This is a genomic window from Bacteroides sp. L008, from assembly GCF_040812255.1.
Classification (GTDB): Bacteria; Bacteroidota; Bacteroidia; order Bacteroidales; family Bacteroidaceae; genus Bacteroides; species Bacteroides vicugnae.
In genome coordinates, this window is the sequence record NZ_JBFNXO010000001.1 from 4,510,700 (window position 1) to 4,533,959 (window position 23,260).

Annotated in this window: 17 protein-coding genes; 3 read left to right on the forward strand and 14 right to left on the reverse strand. The window is 43.3% G+C overall.

Annotation, left to right across the window (positions count from 1 at the left end):
- Positions 1–185: 185 nt before the first annotated feature.
- The 5 genes from purD to AB3G73_RS17680 form a co-directional block, all read right to left on the reverse strand.
- A complete protein-coding gene (purD, locus tag AB3G73_RS17660) occupies positions 186–1,460 on the reverse strand; it encodes a phosphoribosylamine--glycine ligase (RefSeq protein ID WP_298047872.1) in 1,275 nt (424 codons plus the stop codon).
- 65 nt (positions 1,461–1,525) lie between these two features.
- The gene (locus tag AB3G73_RS17665; RefSeq protein WP_367745284.1) at positions 1,526–3,724 is read right to left on the reverse strand and encodes a DPP IV N-terminal domain-containing protein; all 2,199 of its coding nucleotides are present in this window, start codon (positions 3,722–3,724) and stop codon (positions 1,526–1,528) included.
- Between the two features lie 14 nt (positions 3,725–3,738).
- Complete coding sequence (locus AB3G73_RS17670) at positions 3,739–4,302, reverse strand: ORF6N domain-containing protein (RefSeq protein WP_148367824.1); 564 nt, start codon at positions 4,300–4,302, stop codon at positions 3,739–3,741.
- A gap of 149 nt (positions 4,303–4,451) precedes the next feature.
- Positions 4,452–5,891: a class I SAM-dependent RNA methyltransferase gene (locus AB3G73_RS17675; protein WP_234131742.1), complete on the reverse strand. Its 1,440-nt coding sequence runs from the start codon at positions 5,889–5,891 to the stop codon at positions 4,452–4,454.
- A 16-nt stretch (positions 5,892–5,907) separates the two neighbouring features.
- Positions 5,908–6,813: a serine O-acetyltransferase gene (locus AB3G73_RS17680; RefSeq protein ID WP_004296704.1), complete on the reverse strand. Its 906-nt coding sequence runs from the start codon at positions 6,811–6,813 to the stop codon at positions 5,908–5,910.
- Positions 6,814–6,937: 124 nt separating this feature from the next.
- On the opposite strand from AB3G73_RS17680, the gene AB3G73_RS17685 reads away from it, so the two are divergent.
- Together AB3G73_RS17685 and AB3G73_RS17690 are read left to right on the forward strand one after the other, a co-directional pair.
- Positions 6,938–8,989 carry a histidine kinase gene (locus tag AB3G73_RS17685; RefSeq protein WP_148367826.1) on the forward strand — a complete coding sequence of 684 codons (2,052 nt, stop codon included), beginning with the start codon at positions 6,938–6,940 and terminating at the stop codon, positions 8,987–8,989.
- The gene (locus AB3G73_RS17690; RefSeq protein ID WP_148367827.1) at positions 8,986–9,765 is read left to right on the forward strand and encodes a LytTR family DNA-binding domain-containing protein; all 780 of its coding nucleotides are present in this window, start codon (positions 8,986–8,988) and stop codon (positions 9,763–9,765) included. Before AB3G73_RS17685 ends, AB3G73_RS17690 begins: the two co-directional genes overlap by 4 nt.
- Positions 9,766–9,853: 88 nt before the next feature.
- On the opposite strand, the gene AB3G73_RS17695 is transcribed toward AB3G73_RS17690, so the two are convergent.
- On the reverse strand, positions 9,854–10,249 hold the full coding sequence (locus AB3G73_RS17695) for a DUF3836 domain-containing protein (protein WP_004296707.1): 396 nt from the start codon (positions 10,247–10,249) through the stop codon (positions 9,854–9,856).
- 390 nt (positions 10,250–10,639) lie between these two features.
- Positions 10,640–13,489: a DNA polymerase I gene (gene polA / locus AB3G73_RS17700; protein ID WP_367745285.1), complete on the reverse strand. Its 2,850-nt coding sequence runs from the start codon at positions 13,487–13,489 to the stop codon at positions 10,640–10,642.
- An 88-nt stretch (positions 13,490–13,577) separates the two neighbouring features.
- Between polA and AB3G73_RS17705 the strand changes: the two genes are divergently transcribed.
- Positions 13,578–14,552, forward strand: a complete 975-nt coding sequence (locus AB3G73_RS17705) for a polyprenyl synthetase family protein (RefSeq protein ID WP_148367830.1) — start codon at positions 13,578–13,580, stop codon at positions 14,550–14,552.
- Here AB3G73_RS17705 and AB3G73_RS17710 read toward each other — a convergent pair whose 3' ends face one another.
- From AB3G73_RS17710 to mnmG, 7 genes are all read right to left on the reverse strand, one after another.
- Positions 14,553–15,233 (reverse strand): DUF1266 domain-containing protein, encoded by a 681-nt coding sequence (locus AB3G73_RS17710; protein ID WP_148367831.1) that lies wholly within the window; start codon positions 15,231–15,233, stop codon positions 14,553–14,555.
- Positions 15,234–15,628: 395 nt separating this feature from the next.
- Positions 15,629–16,531 (reverse strand): deoxyribose-phosphate aldolase, encoded by a 903-nt coding sequence (gene deoC, locus AB3G73_RS17715; RefSeq protein WP_004296713.1) that lies wholly within the window; start codon positions 16,529–16,531, stop codon positions 15,629–15,631.
- A complete protein-coding gene (locus tag AB3G73_RS17720) occupies positions 16,518–16,859 on the reverse strand; it encodes a nucleotide pyrophosphohydrolase (protein ID WP_333527229.1) in 342 nt (113 codons plus the stop codon). The genes deoC and AB3G73_RS17720 overlap by 14 nt, the downstream gene beginning before the upstream one ends.
- A gap of 16 nt (positions 16,860–16,875) precedes the next feature.
- Positions 16,876–17,328, reverse strand: coding sequence for a D-aminoacyl-tRNA deacylase (gene dtd, locus AB3G73_RS17725; RefSeq protein ID WP_148367832.1), 453 nt, complete (start codon positions 17,326–17,328; stop codon positions 16,876–16,878).
- A 229-nt stretch (positions 17,329–17,557) separates the two neighbouring features.
- On the reverse strand, positions 17,558–19,399 hold the full coding sequence (gene uvrC / locus AB3G73_RS17730) for an excinuclease ABC subunit UvrC (protein WP_148367833.1): 1,842 nt from the start codon (positions 19,397–19,399) through the stop codon (positions 17,558–17,560).
- A gap of 197 nt (positions 19,400–19,596) precedes the next feature.
- Positions 19,597–20,127, reverse strand: a complete 531-nt coding sequence (locus tag AB3G73_RS17735) for an adenine phosphoribosyltransferase (RefSeq protein WP_148367834.1) — start codon at positions 20,125–20,127, stop codon at positions 19,597–19,599.
- 50 nt (positions 20,128–20,177) lie between these two features.
- Positions 20,178–22,064: a tRNA uridine-5-carboxymethylaminomethyl(34) synthesis enzyme MnmG gene (gene mnmG / locus AB3G73_RS17740; RefSeq protein WP_367745286.1), complete on the reverse strand. Its 1,887-nt coding sequence runs from the start codon at positions 22,062–22,064 to the stop codon at positions 20,178–20,180.
- Between the last annotated feature and the right edge of the window lie 1,196 nt (positions 22,065–23,260).

The following is a 23,260-nucleotide window of genomic DNA, read 5'->3' on the forward strand; positions in this document are numbered from 1 at the left end:
CTGGATATTAATATCCTGCATGCTCGATGTTGACAACCATCCTGTCAGCTGTTAATACTTGATTCCTCAAGTATTAACAATTGTCGTCTAAACTATTAATACTTGATAACTCAGCTATTAATGCTTGACAAGTCAATGATGTTCAACGCTATGCGGAATAGGGCTACTTGCGTGCGAAACTTGAATTACAAATCGAATCCGATATCGCGGCGGAAATACTTCTTGTCGAAGTCGATCATGTCTGCCACTTTGTAGCTCTGTGCCAGTGCCTCTTCTTTCGTTGCACCGTAAGAGCAAACGGCAATCACACGTCCTCCGTTCGTCACTACTTGTCCGTCTTTCATTGCTGTTCCGGCATGGAAAATGATGCTGTCGGTAGCGGCAGCCTGTTCCAGTCCGCTGATAGGGAATCCTTTTTCGTAGGCTTCGGGATAACCTCCGCTGACAAGGATGACACAGCCTGCCGAACGCGGGTCCATCACCAGTGTTTTTTCGTTCAGGTTGCCTGCGGCAGTGCCTTCAAGCAGTTCTACGAAGTCGCTTTGAATGCGAAGCATCACGCTTTCTGTTTCCGGGTCGCCCATGCGGACGTTGTATTCGATCACCATCGGTTCACCTTTCACCTTGATGAGACCGAGGAAGATGAAGCCTTTGTAGGTGATATTTTCTTCTTTCAGGCCGTTGATGGTCGGCTCAATGATGCGGGTGCGAACTTTCTCCATATACACTTCATCGGCAAACGGGACGGGGGTTACGCTACCCATACCGCCTGTATTCAGTCCTTTATCGCCTTCACCGATGCGTTTGTAATCTTTGGCTACGGGGAGGACTTTATAGTGTTCTCCGTCTGTCAGTACGAATACAGAACATTCGATACCGCTTAGGAACTCTTCGATTACAACAGTTGCCGATGCAGAGCCGAACATGCCACCCAGCATTTCTTTCAATTCCTTCTTCGCTTCGTCTAGCGTAGGGAGGATGAGAACTCCTTTTCCGGCACAAAGACCATCAGCCTTCAATACATAGGGAGCTTCCAGCGTTTCGAGGAAAGCAAGACCTTCTTCGAGGTTTGCGGAAGTGATGCTTTTGTAGCGGGCTGTCGGGATGTTGTGGCGCATCATGAAGCCTTTGGCAAACTCCTTGCTTCCTTCCAGTTCTGCTCCTTGAGCCGAAGGGCCGATAACGGCGATATGCTTTAGCTCCGGACGGTTCTGGAAGTAGTCGTAGATTCCTTTTACCAACGGATCTTCGGGGCCTACTACTACCATTTGAATGTTCTCTTTCAGAGCGAAAGCGCTGATGGCTTCAAAATCAGTTGCTTTGATGTTGACATTCTCGCCTACGGCAGTTGTTCCGGCATTTCCCGGAGCAATGTACAGTTTTTCAACTTTCGGACTTTGGGCAATTTTCCATGCCAGTGCATGTTCGCGGCCGCCCGAGCCTAGTAATAATATCTTCATCTTTGTGCTATTATAAGTTATACTGTTATATATGATTCGTATGGATGCGGTGGACTTTGCAGGTTTTATAAATTCTGCTCAAAGTACCGGGTGATTTTCTCGTGCAGATGTACACGGTCACGGCCTGCTACGTTGTGCTTGTGGCACGGGTAGATAAACAGGTCGGGATAAGTGCGGGCATCTACACAGGCTTTCATAAACGACAGGGTGTGCTGTGGCACGCAGGTATCGTCATGATCGTCGTGAATAATCAGCAGGTGACCTTTCAGTTGGCCGGCAAGATTCTTCAGGTTACATTCTTTGTAGCCTTCCGGATTGCTTTCCGGTGTGTCCATATAGCGTTCGCCGTACATTATTTCATAGTAACCCCAGTCGATTACCGGACCTCCGGCAACGCCTACTTTGAATATCTCCGGGTAACGGAGCATCAGGGCGGTAGTCATGTGGCCTCCGAAACTCCATCCGTGTACGCCGATGCGTTCGCTGTCTATGTAGGGGAGGGATTTCAGGAATTCAACACCTTTCACCTGGTCTTTGCCTTCTTCGATACCGAGACGGCGGAAGGTGGCATTTTCAAATGTTAGTCCGCGGTTGCTGCTACCGCGATTGTCGATGGTGAACATGATATAGCCTTTGCCTGCCATGTAGGTGTCCCATCCGCGTGCGCCGTTCTGCCATCCTCCGGTGACGCATTGCGCGTGAGGACCTCCGTAGACGTATACGATGACGGGATATTTCTTAGCCGGATCGAAGTTTGCCGGCTTCATCAGGCGGTAATGCAGGTCGGTAGTGCCGTCTGCCGCTTTGATTGTTCCGGTTTCGATGCTTGGCATCTGGTATCCGTCGTAAGGATTTTCAGCTGTCAGCAGGTTGACTGTTTCTTTGAAGTTTTTGGTGTCTACCAGGTTGATGACGCGGGGTTGGTCTTTGGTGGAATAACGGTCGATAAGGTATGTACCGGAAGCACTAAGTGCTCCGCTATGTTCGCTCTCCTTGCAATTTTCGAACGGCTGGCTTATTTTGCCATTGCTTACGTTTACTGCAAAATGTCCACTTCTCAAACCTTCTACGGCAGTGAAGATGATCTCTTTACGCTTTGTGTTGAATCCCAGAATTTCGCTGACCAGCCAGTTACCTTTGGTCAACTGTTTCACTTTACCGGCTTGGAAATAACTGCCACCGTTGGCGCTATTATAGGTTTCACCTTTCTTGTTTGCTGCATCTGCCTCAAAGAGATAAAGATGATTGTAGCCGTCACGCTGACTTTGATAGATGAACTTGGTAGGGTCCCACGGCAGAAATACGATGGGGTTTTGCGGCTCAACGTATTTAGGGTGCATTTCTTCATAGAGAACTCCCATGGGTTCTCCTGTTTCTGCATTGTACTGGCAGAGTTTGGCATGATTCTGATCGCGGTTTACTTCGATCAGGTAGAGGCTCTTTTCATCCGGTGCCCAGCTGATATTGGTGAAATAACGGTCTGTCGGATCGCCTGCATTCAGATAAATGCTTTTGCCGGTAGCGGGGTTGTAAATCCCTACTTTTACCTGATGGCTCGTCATTCCTGCCATCGGATAGCGTACATTGTTCACTTCGCCTACGCGCGCAGTGATGTCTACAAGCGGGTATTGTGTCACCATGCTTTCATCCATACGGTAGAAAGCGAGCAGGTTACCTTTCGGACTCCAGAAAGTTCCTTTGTTGATACCGAATTCATTGCGATGCACTGTTTGTCCACAAACGATGCCTTCGGGTTCATTGGTTACTGCTTTCTCATTCACATATAGATTATTATCTATCGTGTAAGCCACATTTCCACTGGCTGCGCAATAGTCCTCATTATTCGCCCCGTCCTTTGGTTTGAAAGTGCTGACAACCTGATTGCTCTTGAAATCATATACAATGAACTTTCCTGCTATCGTGAATAGCATTTGTGGCTTGTCTGCCCATGGGAAACGGACGGAATACAGATGCGATAACTTCCCTGCCTTGTTTTCTTCAAGCACTTTGTTGATTTGCTCGCGAGTGATAACCATTGTTTCTTTCCCGGTTTTGGGTTGAATTGAATAAAGGGTATCTACTCCTGGCTTGATACATTCGTCGCCCCACCATTGCAACCCGTACAGGTTTTCTGCATAGCGGTAACTCTCGCCGCCCGGAATCAGTTCTTCCAGCGTCGGTTTTTTGGTTTCTTGTGCCATAACATTGAATCCGATTGGTAGTGCCAATAATAACAGAATGGCTCTTTTTCCAATTTTACTCATTGCTCTTTTCTTTATTATTTGTTTTTAAATCCTTCTATTTTTACTCTGTCCAAAGGAGTCTGCTTTATTTGAATGGCAGCACTCAATTTGGCAAAAGCGGTGAATAGGTCGTCAAATTGCTTCTCGTAGCTTTCTCTGTCGGAGGATATGTCCTCTTCCAAGTATTCAATCCTTTTCCTCAATTCTTCCAATTCCTGTTTGGGTGCATGGGAGAGCAGGTATTGGCGCATGTGGACGAAGGCTCGCATGATGTTGATGTTGACTTCGATGGCTTTTTCACTATTTAAAAGACCTGATAGCATTGCGACTCCTTGTTCGGTAAAGGCATAGGGCTGATATCTAAACCAGTTTATTTCTAAGGTGCCATTTTGGCACCTTATATTGTTTATCAGTAAGTTAGCTTCTGATTTTGTAAGCTGAAACATAAAATCCGCAGGAAAACGATTTATATTCCTTTTTACTGTTCGTTTCAGGTTCTTTGTTTCAATCTCATACATTTCTGCCAAATCAAAGTCAAGCATAACCTTTTGTCCCCTGATTTCATATATCTTATTTTCTATAATGACTAATTCATTCATTTTCTAGTCTAACTTTTTGGTTTACTATCTACGCCTATTACTTAACATTATTGTTGTTCAAACTTGAGGTCGCAAATTGCGATATCATATTGAGTATCAGTGCGTTAGTAGATATATGGTGTTGTGGATTGTTCTTAATTATGAATCAATTATTCCTCTTCCTTCTTCGGAATCCTCGGCTCCCGGTTCCCCCTAAATTCTCTTGGCCCTCTCGAATCTCTTCCTCCGCGGAATTCTCCCCGTGGCTTTCTATCTCTGTCGCCGCCTTTGAAGTCGCTACCTTCTCTGCGTGGCTTGTATTCTCCCTCTCTGCGAGGTCTGGACTCACCATCCCGGCGTGGTTTGAATTCACCTTCGCGACGTGGCTTAAACTCTTTTTTTTCTCTGAATCTTGGAGCCTGTTCACCTTCACCCTCTTTCTTCTCTTCGCCCTCTTCCTGGCTCTTGAACTCTTTATATTTTCCGTCAAAAATCTCATATTTGCGGAATTCACACTCTAACGGTCCATTGAACAAAGGAACCTTCTGGCTTGCCTTCAAGCCAATCTGGTCGAAACACTCTTCCCGATAAGAAAGCACCCATGCTTCGTTTCCTACAAATGCGTGTTTCAGGCGTTCGCCGATCATCTGGTAAAGACCGAGCAAATCATTCGTAGAGATACGTTCCCCATAAGGAGGATTGGTGATGATAATCGACTTCTCCTGCGGCTGTTCGAACTGCTGGAACGGTTGCAGTTTCAGCACGATATCTTTCGATACACCGGCAGCTTTTATATTGTGAGTAGCAATTTCATTCGCTTTCGGATTGTTGTCATACCCATAAATCTTATGAGTAAATTCACGCTCCTGACTGTCGTCATTGTAAATCTCATCGAACATATCCGCATCGAAATCCACCCATTTTTCGAAAGCAAATCCTTTGCGGAATACTCCCGGAGCGATATTCTTAGCGATCAGTGCGGCTTCTATAGGGATCGTGCCCGAACCACACATCGGATCGATCAGATCACATTCTCCACGCCATCCGGTCATTAAAATCATGCCGGCAGCCAATACCTCATTCAACGGAGCTTCTACCGCTTCCTGGCGATAACCGCGGCGGTGAAGTGATTCTCCGGACGAGTCCAAAGACAAAGTACAGGTAGTCTGTGCAATATGAATGTTCAGAAGTACATCCGGATTGTTGATGCGTACCGACGGACGTTTACCCGTTTTCTCGCGGAAGTAGTCCACAATCGCATCTTTCACCTTGTACGAAACGAATTTCGAATGGCGGAACTCCTCACTGAATACTACTGCGTCGATAGCAAATGTCTTGTTCACATCGAGATATTCTTCCCATGGAATAGCCTGTATTTGATTGTAAACCTCGTCAGCATCTTTGGCCGTAAAGTTCTTGATGGGTTTCAGGATACGGATGGCGGTGCGTAGGCAGAAATTTGCCTTGTACATCATACGTTTATCTCCTGTAAATGAAACCATACGACGTCCTATTTGAATGTCGTTGGCTCCTAATGCTGTCAGTTCTTCTGCAAGTATCTCTTCCAGTCCTTGGAAAGTCTTGGCTATCATCTCGAATTGTTCGCTCATATAGATTTTTTTGATTTTATTTTTTTGCTTTAGTTTGTACGATTCTTGCTCCTGCGGGCACGTTTTCCGTTACCCAGATATTACCGCCTACGGTTGCATCACGCCCGATGGTGATTCTTCCCAGGATAGTGGCATTGGAATAAACAATCACATTGTCTTCCAAGATCGGATGGCGGGGGATTCCCTTGATTGGTTTTCCGTCGGCATCCAGCGGGAAACTCTTGGCTCCCAGTGTGACACCCTGATATAGTTTGACGTTGTTTCCGATGATACTCGTGGCACCGATTACGACACCCGTTCCATGGTCGATGGTGAAGTGAGTGCCAATCTTGGCGGCCGGGTGGATATCGATTCCCGTTTCGCTATGCGCCATCTCCGTGATGATACGGGGAATCAGAGGAACACCCAGTTCCAGCAATTCATGCGCGATACGGTAATTGCTGATCGCTTTAATGGCCGGATAACAGAATATGACCTCTCCGTAGCTTTCGGCAGCCGGGTCACCGTTGTAGGCGGCTTCCACATCTGTTGCCAGTATCCTTCTCATGGCAGGTAACTTACTGATGAATTTAGCGGCAAGACGCGCAGCTTCTTCCCGTTTCGAGTCGGAGCAGACGTTACATTTCCCCTCTATGGAAGTACTAAAACATAATCCGGCCAGGATTTGCTCACAAAGTAAATCAAACAATTTTTCAATGTTTACACCGATGTGATAATTGATAGTCCGGCTGTTAATCGTAGAATTTCCGTAATATCCGGGGAAAAGAATGGAGCGTGAAAGCTCAATAATTTCATACAAGACTTTTGCAGAGGGCAGTGGTTCGCCATCTTTGTGCTGATGAAACAGTCCTTTATAAGATTCGCTTTCCGATAGCTCATCGACTGCCTGTGTCAAAATGTGGGTGAAGTTCAGTGGACTCATTAGGTCAGTTGCTCATATTTATATGGGGACAAAGGTATTAAAAAAAATAATAAAATTCGCTGGGATTCAGGATAAATAATGTATTTTTGTCACATTCAAAACATGACATATATAAAGGGGACTGATGAATCAGAGGACTGCTATGAGACTATTTGCGCTGTTGGGACTGTTGGTGTTGTTAAGTTGCGGATACGCTGATAGACATCACAATAGCTCTTCGTGCGAACAGGTTTTGGTTGATTCTTTGGAAGTTCGTGTGCAGGATTCGTTGTTTTCCAATGTGCATTATTCCCGCTCACAACTGCTTGAGGCACTGACGCAGACGCAAGATTCCCTGGTTTATTATCGTCTGCTCGCCCTTTACGGGAAAACATTTTTTGTCTCTTCCGATTTTGATTCTATACTCTATTACAACCGCCGGGTAAAAGAATTTTCCCGCAATGCTTCCCAATCTTCTGAATCTCTCCAATCTCCACGATGGAATGATGTATTGTCCGATGTCTATAATATCGAAGGCAATGTGTGGATGCAGCTGAACCGTCCCGATTCTGCAATTATCGACTATAAGAAAGCCTACGGATATCGCCTGAAAGGAAAAAAACTGCATCTGCTTCCGGATATTTGTATCAATATCGCTGATGCCTATCTGCATCGCAGTGACTTGGCGCACACTGCTTCGTATTACCGGCGCGCCCTCTTTCTCTGCGATTCTTTGAACTTGTCCGAGCACACGAAATTTCCTGTTTACTACGGATTGGGGCAGACTTACATGGAACTGCGTGATTTCGATTTATCCAATCATTACTATGAATTGGCCGGACAGTTTTTCAATGAAATGAATGTGAGCGAGCAATGGACTTATCTCAACAATCGCGGCAACCATTATTATTACCGGAAAGACTATCAGGAGGCTTTGAAATATATGCGCAAGGCCAATGCACTCGTATCTTCTTATCCGCAGATGGTATTTGAACAGAATTTTATCAAAGTAAACCTGGGAGAATTGTATTTGTTGACTGACAAACTGGACTCCGCACAGATCTGTCTGGACGAAAGTTATCGTTTTTTCTCCGATATACAGCATAATTCGGCCGTTCATTACATTGAAACCCAGATGATTGAACTGGCATTAAAGAAAGGAAATATAGCCCAAGCGAAGACTATGATTGCCCGGACTGCTCCTGTGGGGCATCTTGACGCCAATATGCTGACTATACGCAATCAGTATCTGCAACATTATTTTGAGCATACCGGTGATTACCGTCGTGCCTATGAATACCTGAAACGCGATCGCCATCTGGACGATTCCATTCGGAGCGAACGGATACAGATGCGTGTTGCCGAATTGGATATGCGTTACCGGCAGGATACGATAGTGCTTCGTAAGGAAATGAAGATTCAGCGGCAGGCGGCAGAGATGAGAGTGCTCAAATTGAGCGTATCTATCTGGGTACTTGTCTGCGTGTTGCTTGTGGCAGGGGTAGTGGTAGTTGTCTGGTATATGCGTAAAAAAAGGGAGTTTCTTCGCCAGCGTTTCTTCCAGCAAATCAACCGTGTCCGCATGGAGAATTTGAGAAGCCGGATTTCTCCTCATTTTACTTTTAATGTACTGGGACGTGAAATCAACCAGTTTAACGGCTCGGAAGAGGTGAAACATAATCTGATGGAACTGGTGAAATATCTCCGTCGTAGCCTCGAACTTACCGAGAAATTGAGCGTGTCTTTGCAAGACGAACTGGATTTCGTGCGTACATATATCGAACTGGAACGTGGGCGTGTTGGAGAAGATTTTGTCGCAACAATTACGGTGGAGGACGAATTAGAGGCAGCCCGCATCATGATTCCATCTATGATTGTGCAAATTCCGGTGGAGAATGCAATTAAACATGGGCTGGCGGGAAAGGACGGAAAAAAGGAGCTAATGGTATATGTTTCCCGTGAAACAAATGGGATTCGCATAACGGTTACCGACAACGGACGAGGGTATCTCCCGCAGGTGGTTTCCGCCACACGGGGTACTGGTACAGGATTGAAAGTGTTGTATCAGACCGTTCAATTATTGAATACAAAGAATAAGAGTGATAAAATACGTTTTGATATAACCAACAGAAGCGATGGACAAACCGGTACGGAAGTGTCGGTATATATCCCGTTTCATTTTTCTTATGATTTATGATGGATACAGAAGATAAGTATAAGGTAGTTATCGTTGACGATGAACGTACAGCGATTGATGCTTTGCGCCGGGAATTGGAGCCCTATCGTGAATTTGAAGTAAAAGGAATCGCAGGGAATGGTGCAAAGGGTAAAAAGATGATTATGGAGTTGCATCCGGACTTATTGTTTCTTGATGTGGAACTTCCGGATACGTTGGGACTCAATCTATTAAGTGAAATAAGGGAAGATATTTTGTGGGATATGAAGGTCGTATTTTACACCTCTTATGACAAATACTTGCTTCAGGCGTTGCGTGAGTCGGCTTTCGACTTCCTGCTGAAGCCTTTTGAAGCGGAAGACCTGAAAGTAATTATAGACCGTTACCGGAAGGCTATGACCTCTACTTCGCTTCCTCTTTTGCCTTCTTTTGCTTCTTCTATTAGTGCATTGATGCCCCAGCAAGGCATGTTTATGATTAGCACAGTGACAGGTTTCAAGCTTTTGCGACTGGAGGAAATCGGCTTTTTTGAATATCTGAAAGACAAACGTCAATGGCAGGTGGTCTTGTTTAATCAAACTTGTCTGAACTTGAAGCGGAATACAAAAGCAGAAGACATTATCAGTTATTCACAAGCTTTCGTACAGATTAGCCAATCTGCTATTGTAAATGTTAATTATCTGGCAATGATTGATGGTAAATGCTGTCAACTCTATCCGCCTTTTCACGATAAGAATGATCTGATTATTTCCCGAAGTTATCTAAAAGAACTGCAAGAGCGTTTCTTCGTTTTGTAATGTAGACCTCATATTATGAAATACGCCACTTCTTCAGCAGAAGCGGCGTATCTTTTTGTTAGAATATTAGAATGAGAGAGAGTTTATGTTACATATTTGTATTATCCATCGTAACGGTCATTTCGGGTACCAGTACGTAGGCTTGTTTTTTAGCGTTCCATTTATAATAATTCGTAGTAACGGTCTTGCCTTCATAAGTATAATTGATGCGTAGGTCTTTTTCCCATGCGTCCTTGCTATTGTTCCATTTCAAGGCTTCGCTTTCAATCATACGTTTGTTGTCATCGTACTTGTAGTTGTACTTCATGTAGTTGGCAAGTGTATTTCCATCCATTTTGTAAACGGTTTGTCCCACTGTCATACCATTCTCTTCGATTGGATTATAAATCAATTGATTATCGTAGCTACGTGCAGAAGTAGCAAGCGATACAACAAGAAGAGCTGCAGATAAAACGAACATTTTTAAAGATACTTTTGCTTTCATGGCTATTTAAGTTTTTGGGTTATACTTTCATTTGTCTACTAAATGCATTGGTTTTACGCTGCAAATCTACATATTAATTTGGTATTTATGCATTTTTGAAGATAAAAGATTGTCAAAATGTCAAGAGTGGAGGTGGGTGATAACTAGCTTTTTGCCAATATTGGTGACAAAAAAATATCCGGCAGTCAATTTGCCGGATATAGAATGAATCACTTCGTCGAAAAAGGAATCTTTTTTCTAGCTTTCTGGATATGGAGTTAAATAATGTTATTACCCATACTTGCTTCTATTTTGTAAGGGAAGGCTTTGGATAAGATGGAGTCTCCCTATGTAATTAATGTCTAAAAGATAGCAATTCCTGATTGAGGTGGCCTTTATTCACTTGATGGTTTAGTGTGCCTCAAGCCAATTTTTGCCCCATCCGCAATCTGCTTTCAAGGGGACGTGCATGCGGTATGCTTTCTCCATTTCTTCGATGACGATTTCTTCTACACGCTCTTTTTCATTGACAGGAACGCTGAAATTTAATTCGTCATGCACTTGCAGGATCATTTTGGCTTGTATTCCTTCGGCCTGGAACCGTTGATAGATACGTGCCATTGCTACTTTTATAATATCTGCCGCACTTCCCTGAATAGGGGCGTTGATGGCATTTCGTTCCGCATATCCGCGTACAACGGCATTCCGGGAGTTAATGTCCGGCAAGAAGCGCTTCCGATGGAAGATCGTTTCCACATAGCCTTTTTCCTGGGCCACCTGAATACTTTTATCCATATATGCTTTCACTCCCGGATAAGTTTCAAAATAACCGTCGATTAACTCTTTGGCTTCTTTGCGGTCTACATTCATTCGTTCGGCAAGACCGAATACGGATATGCCATAGATGATACCGAAATTGGCAGTCTTGGCTTTACGCCGCATATCGGAGCCTACGTCTTTCAGGTCGATCTTATAAATTTTGGCAGCAGTGGCCGCATGAATATCGTGATTGCTAAGGAAAGCATCAATCATATTCTTATCCTCGCTAAGGTGTGCCATGATGCGCAATTCGATTTGCGAATAGTCGGCAGAGAAGAAGAGGCAGCCTTCATCGGGGATGAAAGCCTTGCGGATTTCTTTTCCATTCTCGTCTCGGATAGGAATATTTTGCAGGTTCGGATTGCTTGAACTAAGACGTCCCGTAGCGGTTACAGTCTGGTTGAAAGAGGTGTGCACCCTTCCTGTGCGTGGATTGATAAGCTGGGGGAGTGCGTCGATATACGTGCCCAATAGCTTTTTCAGTCCGCGATGTTCCAGAATCTTTTCTACTACCGGATGTTTGTGCCGGAGGCTTTCGAGTACTTCTTCCGAGGTGACGTACTGGCCGGTCTTAGTCTTTTTTGCTTTCTCTATGATCTTCAGTTTGTCAAACAGTACCTCACCGACTTGCTTGGGCGAAGCGATGTTGAAAGTCTCACCGGCCAATTCGTAAATCTCTTTTTCGATTTGCTCCATCTGGGCGGTGAAATGGGCGGAGGACTGTTTCAGGGCCTCCGTATCCAGCAATACCCCGTTCCGTTCTATATGAACCAATACGGGAACTAGCGGCATTTCTATATCATAGAACAAACGCTCTGCGTCATTCTCTTTCAGCTCTTTCTCCAATACGTTTTTCAGTTTCAGAGTTACGTCTGCATCTTCGCAGGCATACAGATATACATCTTTCGGATCGAGATCGCGCATGTTTTTCTGATTCTTTCCTTTGGGACCTATCAGTTCGTCAATGTGGATAGTCTGATAGTGCAGGTAAATTTCCGCAAGATAATCCATGCCGTGACGAAGTTCCGGTTGAAGAACATAATGAGCGATCATCGTATCGAAAAGCGGACCTTTTACTGTTGCGCCATAATTTTGAAGAACAATCATGTCGTACTTGATATTTTGTCCGACTTTCAACGAATTCTCATTTTCGAAGACCGGACGGAATTCATTTACGATTTTTAACGCTTCGTCTTGATCCGATGGTACGGGAACATAAAAAGCTTCGTTTTCTGCAATCGAAAAGCTCATTCCGACTAATTCGGCATCCATTGGTTCGGTTCCGGTGGTTTCCGTATCTAACGAGAGAATTTTTGATGTAAGTAACTTTTGAATAATTTCCTGTCTTTTCTCCTCTGTATCAATGAGTTGGTAGTTGTAAGTGAGCGATTCTAACGTCTCTAGGTTCGATTTTTTTGCTTCACCCGGTTCATCGGGCGTGAAATTCGCAAATAAATCGCCTTGCATTCCGCCTCCTTCTTCGGGAAAAAGTGGAAGAGGAGAGGGGGCGCTTTTTCCAGTGGTAACTTTGCTTGCGGTGGCGGAGGTTATTCCGTTTCCGGAAATATCTTTTTTGAGTACCCGGTCAATGAGCGTTCTAAATTCTAATTCCTCGAAAATGCTACGGAGTGAATTTTCGTCTGCCTCTTCACGGACAAGAGAATCCATCTCAAGTTGGATGGGGACATCGATTTTAATGGTGGCGAGAAATTTCGAGAACGTAATCATTTCCCGGTTAGTTTCCACTTTTGTTTTCAATGCTCCTTTCAGTTGGTCGGTATGTTCCAATAGATTCTCGATACTTCCGAATTCGGAGATCAGTTTTTGAGCAGTCTTTTCTCCTACTCCGGGACATCCGGGGATGTTATCCGAAGAGTCGCCCATTAGTCCGAGCATATCGATCACCTGTGCCGGAGACTGAATGTCAAACTTGGCTTTCACTTCCTCAACGCCCATCACTTCGAAACCTCCTGTGTGTTTGGGGCGATACATAAATACTTTGTCACTTACCAGCTGCCCGTAATCTTTGTCGGGAGTCATCATATAGGTAGTGATACCCTGACGACCGGCTTCGGTAGCGAGCGTACCTATCACATCATCGGCTTCGTAGCCTGCCACTTCCAGAATAGGGATGCGGTAGGCACGTATAATATCCTTTATAATAGGTACGGAAAGACGGATTGCCTCCGGAGTTTCTTCGCGTTGTGCTTTATATTGTTCAAAAGCTTCGTGGCGGAAGGTGGGACCTGCGGGGTCGAAGGCTACTCCTATATGAGTGGGATTCTCTTTTTTCAGCACTTCTTCGAGGGTGTTCACAAAACCCAGTATGGCTGAAGTGTTGAATCCTTTGGAATTGATTCTTGGGTTTTTAATAAAGGCGTAATACGCCCGATATATTAATGCATAAGCGTCTAAAAGAAATAATTTATTACCTGAATCCATAGATTTAATTAATTTTTCATGGTAAAAGTACAAAAAAATACGGTATTAAGCGTTTTATTATTACTTTTGTGCTCAAATTGTGTAATAAATGGACAGCATCTCACTTATCAGAACTCCGATTGAAGCGGAACTGGGCGACTTCAAAGAACTTTTTGATAGTTCTCTCTCCAGTTCAAATGCATTGCTCGATAGCGTCGTATCTCACATACGGCAGAGGAATGGTAAGATGATGCGGCCTATTCTTGTTTTGCTCGTGGCACGCCTTTATGGCGCTATATGTCCTTCCACTCTTCACGCGGCTGTTTCGCTGGAACTCCTTCATACGGCCAGCCTGGTACATGATGACGTAGTGGATGAAAGCACCGAACGCCGTGGACAGCTCTCGGTAAATGCAATCTTTAATAATAAAGTGGCCGTGTTGACGGGTGACTATTTATTGGCAACCAGCCTCGTACATGCTGAATTGACAAACAGCCATCGTATTATTCAGCTGGTGTCCACTCTTGGACAGGATCTTGCTGACGGTGAGTTGCTTCAGCTTTCAAATGTAAGTAATCACAGTTTCTCCGAGGAAGTCTATTTTGATGTAATCCGCAAGAAAACTGCTGCTCTTTTTGCTGCCTGCACAAAGGCTGCCGCTTTCTCGGTGGGTGTGGGTGAGGGGGAAGCTGAACTTGCCCGTTTGCTGGGCGAATATATTGGTATCTGTTTCCAGATAAAGGATGATATTTTCGATTACTTTGATAATAGGGAAATTGGTAAACCTACGGGTAATGATATGCTTGAAGGTAAACTGACATTGCCCGCTTTGTATGTACTGAATACGACGAAAAACGAGGAAGCGCAAGAAATTGCAATCAAAGTAAAGGAGGGGACGGCTACTCTCGATGAAATAGCTTATTTGATTTCGTTTATTAAAGAAAACGGAGGAATTGAATATGCGGTCCAGACTATGAATGGCTATAAACAAAAAGCTTTCAATCTATTGGCTTCTTTGCCGGATTCCGATGTCTGTGCAGCTCTCCGGTCTTATCTGGATTACGTGGTAGACCGCGAAAAATGATTACTTCCTGTACTTTCCCAGGAGTGAATAGCATAATAACAACCGGTCCCAATCTTCTATCTTTTCCGATTTCATCGCTTTTCCTAAAAGGAAACTCTTGTCTATTTCTTCCGCTGTATGAAGATCTAAAGAACATAATTTGTCGGCTTGTTCTATGTAGTCCCAGGCTTTCTCTTTGGTGATGTGACCACATGCTTGGGAGGCGCGTGCCAAGTTCACAAGCAGTCCCATATCCCATCCGATAATGCCTTTTTCCAAGTCATTTATCCATATAATCGGGTCCCTTCTTTCCTCTGTATATTTCACGAATTTGTATAGATTCTTTCCTTGACGGATGAAACGTTCCACCCCGAAAAAACGCTTTTGAATGATGTTTTCGAACTCGTTGATGTTCTCTGTAGAGAGTAAATAGGGGAGCATAATCTGGTAGGAGACTCTGTCGCCTTCGTTGATAAGGAATTGGAATAGTCCGGTGACGGACTCATTGTCGGTGCAGTGAAACTCTTCTGCCAGCAGTTTGGATAGCTTTAGCGGATGGATTCCGGTCTCCATAGAGTTGAGATAGAAGCCTTGCAGTCCGGCTTCCATATAACCGATGCGTAACCCCTTCTTTTTCTCTGTTCCGAGGATGAGGTTCAGAGGGTTGTGATTGAATCTTAAGGTTTTCGTATATGCGTCCATCCTAATACCTTCATAAGGTTCATGAAAAGCGTGAGAACTGTTGCCATGTATTTTCCTGAGGCTTCGGCAAGCCGTTATGAATATACAAGCAACAGTCCCACGCTCCATTCGATATATAACAAAAGTATATACATGAAGGTGCGTGAGACCCGTTTGCTTATTACCATTCATAACTTTGAATTTTGCCGAATTCCAGGAATTGGTAATAAATGAAACGTTCTCTAATATAACTAATTAGCTATATTTTCATCGCTAAACCTTTTACAAAGATAAGTATTTTTCTGAATTTTCCTGTAACTATCTTTAGATTTTCTTAAATAAAAAATACCGCGTCGGTTCCCGGAGTACGGGAACAGCGCGGTAAGGCGTATTTGATTGCTAATGTAGCCTTTAACTTAGAAGAACTTGATTTCTTCTCCTTTGATGTCAGAAAGAAGGAGGTTGGCTAAACGGCTGGTTCCCAAACGGAACAGTTGATTATCCAGCCATTCTTCACCCAATAGTTCTTTTACGATTGTGTAGTAAATAATCGCATCATTAACGGTATTGATGCCACCTGCCGGTTTGAATCCAATCTTGATTCCGGTTTTCTGGTGGTATTCTTTGATGGCTTCACACATCACGTAAGCGGCTTCCGGAGTAGCGGCAGGCTGTTGCTTACCGGTGGAAGTCTTGATGAAATCTGCGCCCGAATACATGGATAGGATAGAAGCTTTCTTGATGTTGGAAGCGCTCTTTAGTGCACCTGTTTCAAGGATCACTTTGAGATGACGTTCCTTGCAAACTTCCTTTAATTCCTGTATTTCTTCACACATTCCTTCGTAGTCTCCGCTTAGGAATTTGCCGATGGAAATGACAATGTCTATTTCATCTGCACCTTCTGCGATTGCTAATGCTGTTTCTGCCACTTTTACTTCAATGAATGTCTGTGAAGAGGGGAAACCTCCTGATACGCAGGCTATATTGACTCCGTCTACCTCCAGCGTATTCTTAACGATGGCTGCGAAATTGGGGTATACACAGATTGCTGCAACATTTTTCAGATCAGGATATTCGTCGTCAAACTGATTGACTTTTTCGGTAAAGTGCATCACACTTTTGTCACTGTCTGTGCTATTCAAAGTAGTCAGGTCAATACAGTTGAACAGGAACTTCTTAACGTCTTCCGTGTTGTTTTCCGGCACTTTTTTCTCAATCAATTCAGCTACGCGAGCTTGAATATCTGCATCGCTCAGATTGGTATTATACTTTGCCAATGCGGCATTGTACTTGTTGGGCTGTGAGTTATTCTCTTCCATGATCTTTCAGTTTTGGGTTGTTGATATGTCTTTTATTATCTCGTTTCGTTTTCTTTTCCATGCTTTTCCGGAAAGCAGTGGTTATGTCTACACCTGTCTGGTTGGCAATGCAGAGAAGAACCCATAAAACGTCTGCTATTTCTTCATCTATATTGTCTTTCTCTCCCTCTTTAAAGGACTGATCTCCATATTTGCGGGCCATGACACGCGCCAGTTCTCCTACTTCTTCCGTCAGAACTGCCATATTGGTCAACTCGCTGAAGTAGCGGACACCGTATGTTTTCACCCATTGGTCCACTTGTTTCTGTGCTTCTTCCAGAGTCATAATTGTTGATGGTTGGTTATTATTCTTTGTTTTTTGTATCCATGCATATAGTAACGGGGCCGTCGTTTAAAAGTTCAACTTTCATGTCTGCCCCAAAGGTGCCTGTGCCTATTTCTTTTCCCAATGCGCCGCTTAAATCTTTGCAGAATTGTTCGTAGAGTGGGATAGAGACATCCGGTTTGGCGGCTTTGATATAGGAGGGGCGATTTCCCTTCTTGGTAGAAGCGTGTAACGTGAACTGGCTGATAACCAGAATCTCGCCTCCATCTTCTAAAATAGATTTGTTCATTACACCATTCTCATCATCGAAGATACGTAGATTTACAATCTTCTTGCAAAGCCAGTCGATGTCTTCCTGTCCATCCGCTTCTTCAATGCCGACTAATATCAGCATTCCTTTCCCAATGGACGACTTACAGTATCCTTCAATGGTTACTGACGCATGGCTTACCCGTTGTATGACTATTCTCATTGTTATTTATTCTATTTCATGATTAGGAAAGGCAAATTTACAAAATTCAGAAGAGAAAACGGTGTGTTGGTGGGAAAATATTATAAGGCTTTGCCGAAAGCGTTAATGATTTATTATTGGGGCACGGATTACGCGGATAACACGGTTTTTTAGTAATTCAACCGTGAAATCCGTGTAATCCGTGCCTAAAAGTGATAGAAAGATAACAGGCCTACTCCCCAACTTCTTATTAATTTTCTGATGATTCATCGCTCAATCCCGCTTTTACAGTCTTGGCTTTTGCTTCTCCAATCACAGCGGAAATCTCCTCAAAAGAGGCTTCTTTTATCCGCTTTACGCTTTTAAATTCTTTCAGAAGCGCTGTTTTTGTCTTTTCTCCAATCCCTTTGATATTGTCTAATGCCGATGCTACCTGTCGTTTGCTGCGTTTATCACGATGGAAACTGATGGCAAAACGGTGCACCTCATCCTGAATCTGGGTCAGCAAACGGAATAACGGGCTTTGCTGTTTGATACCGATAGTCTGCGGAGGAAATCCAAAAAGCAGTTCCGATGTGCGATGGCGATTGTCCTTTGCCAGTCCGGCGATAGGGATCGCTAGGTTCAACTCATCTTCAATCACCTCTCTAACGACCTCCATTTGGCCTTTTCCGCCGTCGGTGATAATCAGGTCGGGTAGAGGGGTGTTTTCTTCAATAGCGCGCTGATAACGTCTTCTGACGACCTCTTTCATGGATGCATAATCGTCAGGTCCTACAACAGTCTTTATATTGTATTTTCGATAATCTTTCTTTGATGGTTTAGCCTTTTTAAAGACAACGCAAGCTGCCACAGCATCAGAACCCTGTATGTTTGAGTTGTCAAAGCATTCAATTTGCAAAGGCGGTCTGTCCAGATGCAACTCTTGCTGTATCTCTTTCATTAATCGCATACTTCTTTGCTCCGGATTCAGCTTTTCCGCCTGTTTTAGTCGGTCGGCCTTGTATTGCTTTACGTTTAGAATCGAAAGATCCAGCAATTTCTTCTTGTCTCCCCGCTGTGGAACGGTAAATACGATGTTGTTTAGCTCCAAATCAAGCTCAAAAGGCACTATAATCTCTCTGGATTGGCTCTTATAGCGTTCTCGCATTTCGATAATACCCAGTGTCAAAAGTTCCTCTTTTGATTCATTCAACTTCTTTTTATATTCGAATGTAAACGCCTGGTTGATGGCACCGTTTGTAATATGCAGATAGTTGATGAAAGCGGAATTGGACTCGTCCTCTTCAATAGAAAATACATCTATGTTGTGCAATACAGCGCTTACTACCTCCGATTTGGAGCGGTAGTTTTCTATCAGAAGAAATTTTTCTTTCACCTTCTGTGCTTCTTCAAACTTCATCTCGCCGGCTAATGTCTGCATCTTTTCCAGTAGCATACGGCTGATTTCTTGCGTATTTCCTTTCAGGATTTCTTTGATTTCATCGATATTTTTGAGATAATCCTCCTGTGATTGCAGTCCGATGCATGGTCCTGCGCAGTTCTTTATATGATATTCCAGGCATACGTTGAACTTTCCTGCCCGTATATTCTCCGGAGTTAGGTTTAAACTGCAAGTTCGCAAAGGATATAAATGCTTTATCAGATCCAGTACCGCATACATGGATGGTATGTGACTATACGGTCCATAATAAGATGAACCGTTCCTGATAATTTTCCTTGTTCTGAAAACTCTGGGAAAATACTCGTTTTGTACGCAAATAGAAGGGTAGGTCTTGTCATCCTTTAATAGAACGTTGTAGCGCGGCTTGTATTTCTTTATCAGATTATTCTCCAGCAATAACGCGTCTTCTTCCGTGTTGACTACAATATAACGAATATCGGCGATTTTGCTGACCAGTACTCGTGTCTTTCCCGGTTCATGTTCTTTGCTGAAGTAAGAGTAGACTCTTTTCTTTAGATTTTTGGCCTTTCCAACGTATATAATTGTACCCTCCGTGTTCAGGTATTGGTAAATACCCGGTTTCTCGGGAAGGTTGGCTACGATCCCTTTCAAATATTCATTGGCTCTGCTTTCTGGTTCTGTATTCATAATTGTTTTTAGGATGGCTAATAGGTGAAAAGTATGTGCCTGACATGAAGCATACCCGCAGTCGGTGGCTATTTAAATACGAATGACGCGGATAATATGGATTCCTATTCTTATGGTCCGTGTCATCCACGTCATTCGCGTCTCAAAAGGTTAGTTGCTTACTTTTGACATATTTTCTGCAAATAGAACCAAATTCTTTATAAACTCAATACCGACTCTACTTCTACGTCATCTCCGAACAATGATTTTCCATTCAGGTCTTTCAATTCGATGATGAAGTTTACATATACCTTTTTAGGTTTTAGTCTTTTCACCAGTTCACAAGCTGCTTTCATGGTGCCTCCTGTTGCCAGTAAATCATCATGTAATAGAACTACGTCATTCTCGTCCAGTGCATCTTTGTGGATTTGCACCGTGTCTTTGCCGTACTCCTTGTCATAGCTTTCTTCAATCGTTTCTGCAGGGAGTTTGCCCGGCTTGCGAATTGGAATAAAACCTGCGTTCAGGCGGGTTGCCAGAATAGGTCCCATGATGAATCCTCTTGATTCTATACCTACTACTTTAGTAATCCCTTTATCCTTATACATATCAAACATAATGTTTGATAATTCCTGCAAGCACCAAGGGTCCTTGAATAGAGTGGTGACATCGTAGAACAGGATTCCGGGAATCGGAAAATCGGGTATTTCCCGAATGCTTTTGATTAGCGTTTCTTTGCTCATAATCATTGAATTATATCATTTCTTTAAATGTTTTGTTTCACGTGAAACGTTGTCGCTTATCGTCCGGAAAGTACCAGCAACACGTTGATATCGCTTGGAGAGACTCCCGGAATTCTGCTCGCTTGTGCTATTGTTTCCGGATCTATCTTTGCCAGCTTTTGTCGGGCCTCGGTGGAAAGAGACTGAATAGTAGAATAGTCAAATTTTCCTTTAATCTTTATACTTTCCAATCGTGCTAGTTTTTCTGCTATCATTCTTTCTCTGTCAATGTATCCTTGATACTTGATTAAGATTTCGGCAGCTTCGAGAATTTCTTCTTTCCGGTCTTGGTCCGAACCCGTTGCTTTTTCCAGCTCCCGTTGAAACGCCGGAACATATTCTGCTATATTTCCTATTGTCACTTGCGGGCGATTCAGAATCTCTATCAACTTACATCCTTGACGTAGGGGAGTTGTCCCTATCTTTTCGAGAGCATCGTTGATTAGTGCCGGTTTCATCGAATAGTTGCATGCGAAAGAAATGATTTGTTCCACGGCTTCTTTTTTGCTTCTTACTAACTGATACCGGTCTTCTTTTGCCAAACCAAGCTTAAATGCTTTTTCTGTTAAGCGCATATCGGCATCATCCATACGAAGCAGAATACGGTATTCCGCACGCGAGGTAAACATACGGTAAGGTTCATCCACACCTTTGGTAACCAAATCGTCGATTAATACGCCAATATATGCTTCATCTCGAGCCAAAGTAAATGCTTCTCCGCCGTGGCAGTTGATGTGTGCATTGATACCGGCTATCAATCCTTGTCCTCCTGCTTCCTCGTATCCGGTGGTTCCGTTTACTTGTCCGGCAAAGAACAAGTTTTTGATAATCTTCGATTCCAACGTATGTTTTAATTGGGTCGGATCGAAATAGTCATATTCGATAGCGTATCCCGGACGGTAGATAACCAGATCTTTGAAAGCCGGGATTTGTTTTAATGCTGCAATTTGTATTTCCATCGGAAGCGAAGAAGAGAATCCGTTAAGATATAACTCTTGTGTTGTTTCTCCTTCCGGTTCGAGGAATAACTGGTGCTGATCTTTATCCGGGAAAGTGACAATTTTGGTTTCGATGCTTGGACAATAGCGTGGTCCGATACTTTGAATCTGTCCGTTGAATAGGGGAGAATCCGGCAGACCTTCGCGCAGAATCCGGTGTACTTCTTCATTGGTGTAGCATGTCCAGCATTGAAGTTGCTTTAAGTGGTGCGTGCTAGTATTCATGAATGAGAACTTGTGGAAGTCTGATTCGCCGTCTTGTGTTTCCATCTGGTCAAAATGAACACTACGCGCGTCGATTCGTACCGGAGTACCGGTTTTCATTCTTCCGTAAGAGATTCCGTGACGGGCGATGGATTCGGTCAGCTGATAAGAAGCCGGCTCGGCCATTCTTCCTCCAGGCAATTTATGACGTCCTACATGCATCAGTCCGTTGAGGAAAGTTCCTGCGGTGAGCACAATGCATTTCGCTTTGAAGGTGACGCCCCATGCGGTGACTAATCCGGTGACCTCACCGTTTTCAACAAGCAGTTCACATACGGTATCTTGCCAGATATGAAGGTTGGGTGTATTTTCCAGTTTCTCCCGCCAGGACCAAATGAACTTAGCCCGGTCGCATTGGGCGCGGGGGCTCCACATGGCTGGACCTTTCGAGCGATTTAGAATTCGGAATTGAATGGCAGTCTCATCTGTCACTAATCCCATCTGTCCACCCAGTGCATCTATTTCACGTACAATTTGTCCTTTGGCGATTCCTCCTACAGCCGGATTGCAACTCATCTGTCCAATCTTGTTCATGTCCATAGTGATGAGACAAGTTTTGGAACCTAAATTAGCAGCGGCTGCCGCTGCTTCACAACCAGCATGTCCGGCACCAATTACAATTACGTCGTACTTAAAATCCATTCCTATCTTATTTATTATCAAACGCTGCAAAGTTACAGAAAAGTTGTGAGACTTGTATCTTCAAGCTGTTTTTGCTTCTGAAAATCCGGGGAGGAATCCGGCTTAACTGAAAAAAACGCCGTAATTTTGGATTAGAAATATGCAGATTGTTCGAGATTTGAGTATTCTTCGAGTTTTGTAATCGTGCGTTTTTGTGAAAAATAGTGATATTATGCTTTTTTATGCCTTGTTTTGCTGTCTTTTTATTAGTTGCTTGTTTGCTCAATAATGGATGAAACTAGAAGGCAAAATGGAGAATTTGTTCAAAATAGAGGCTATCGTCAGATAAATGTGAGGTTTACACTCAAAATTTGCTTCATGTCTTGACATAAGTCAAAAAAACAAGCCCAAATGTATTTTTTAGTATCATGGACTTTGTTGTTTTCGCAAACAGCTATACCTTTGCAGTGTAGTTGTGAAACTACTTATATTTTAGGTATTAGAAAAAAGGTTATAATTAAAAGGTATTAGTTTATAAAATTAAGGTATTAGATTTTAAGATTAGTTTTTAGGAAAAGGATTGTTTTGATTAGGTATTAGGAAAAAGACGTTTTTAGGTAACGAGTAAATGAAAATGAAGAAAAAAGAAGAATCCCATTTATGGGGATTCTTTAAAGGTGGAGCGGAATGATTCGCTCTTTTTTTATGCCTCTTTTAAATATATCTCGTAAGCACTTTACTCTCAATCATGTTGGGAAAGTTTGATTTCATGCCTTTAAAAAAAGTGTTTCATGGTTTGAAACCAAAGGTTTCGTATCGTGAAACTAAAGTTTCGGCATTGGGAAACTGTAGTTTCAACACCGAGAAACCATAGTTCCAACGGCATGGAAACTATGGTTTCAAGCCTTGAAATAAATAGTTTTAGGTTGGGGAACAACTTGTTTGAAGGCAGAAGACTAAAGTTTAGGCCGTTTGAACTGACTAAAAAGCTTTCTTTTACCGTTTCCTTTAGTAGATCACTGCCGTATTCTGCGTCTTATATTGACCGAAATAGGTGGTGATAGGTGATAGGTTAGGTGAAAGATTATTTTCAACCTATCACCATGCTTCAATGTACGATGAATAAGCCGATTGGAGAGGTGCGGTGATAGGTGATAGAGGACTTTGTGTTTTTTGATTGGAAGAGAGAAGCCTTTTATTTTCTATTTTGTAGGTTA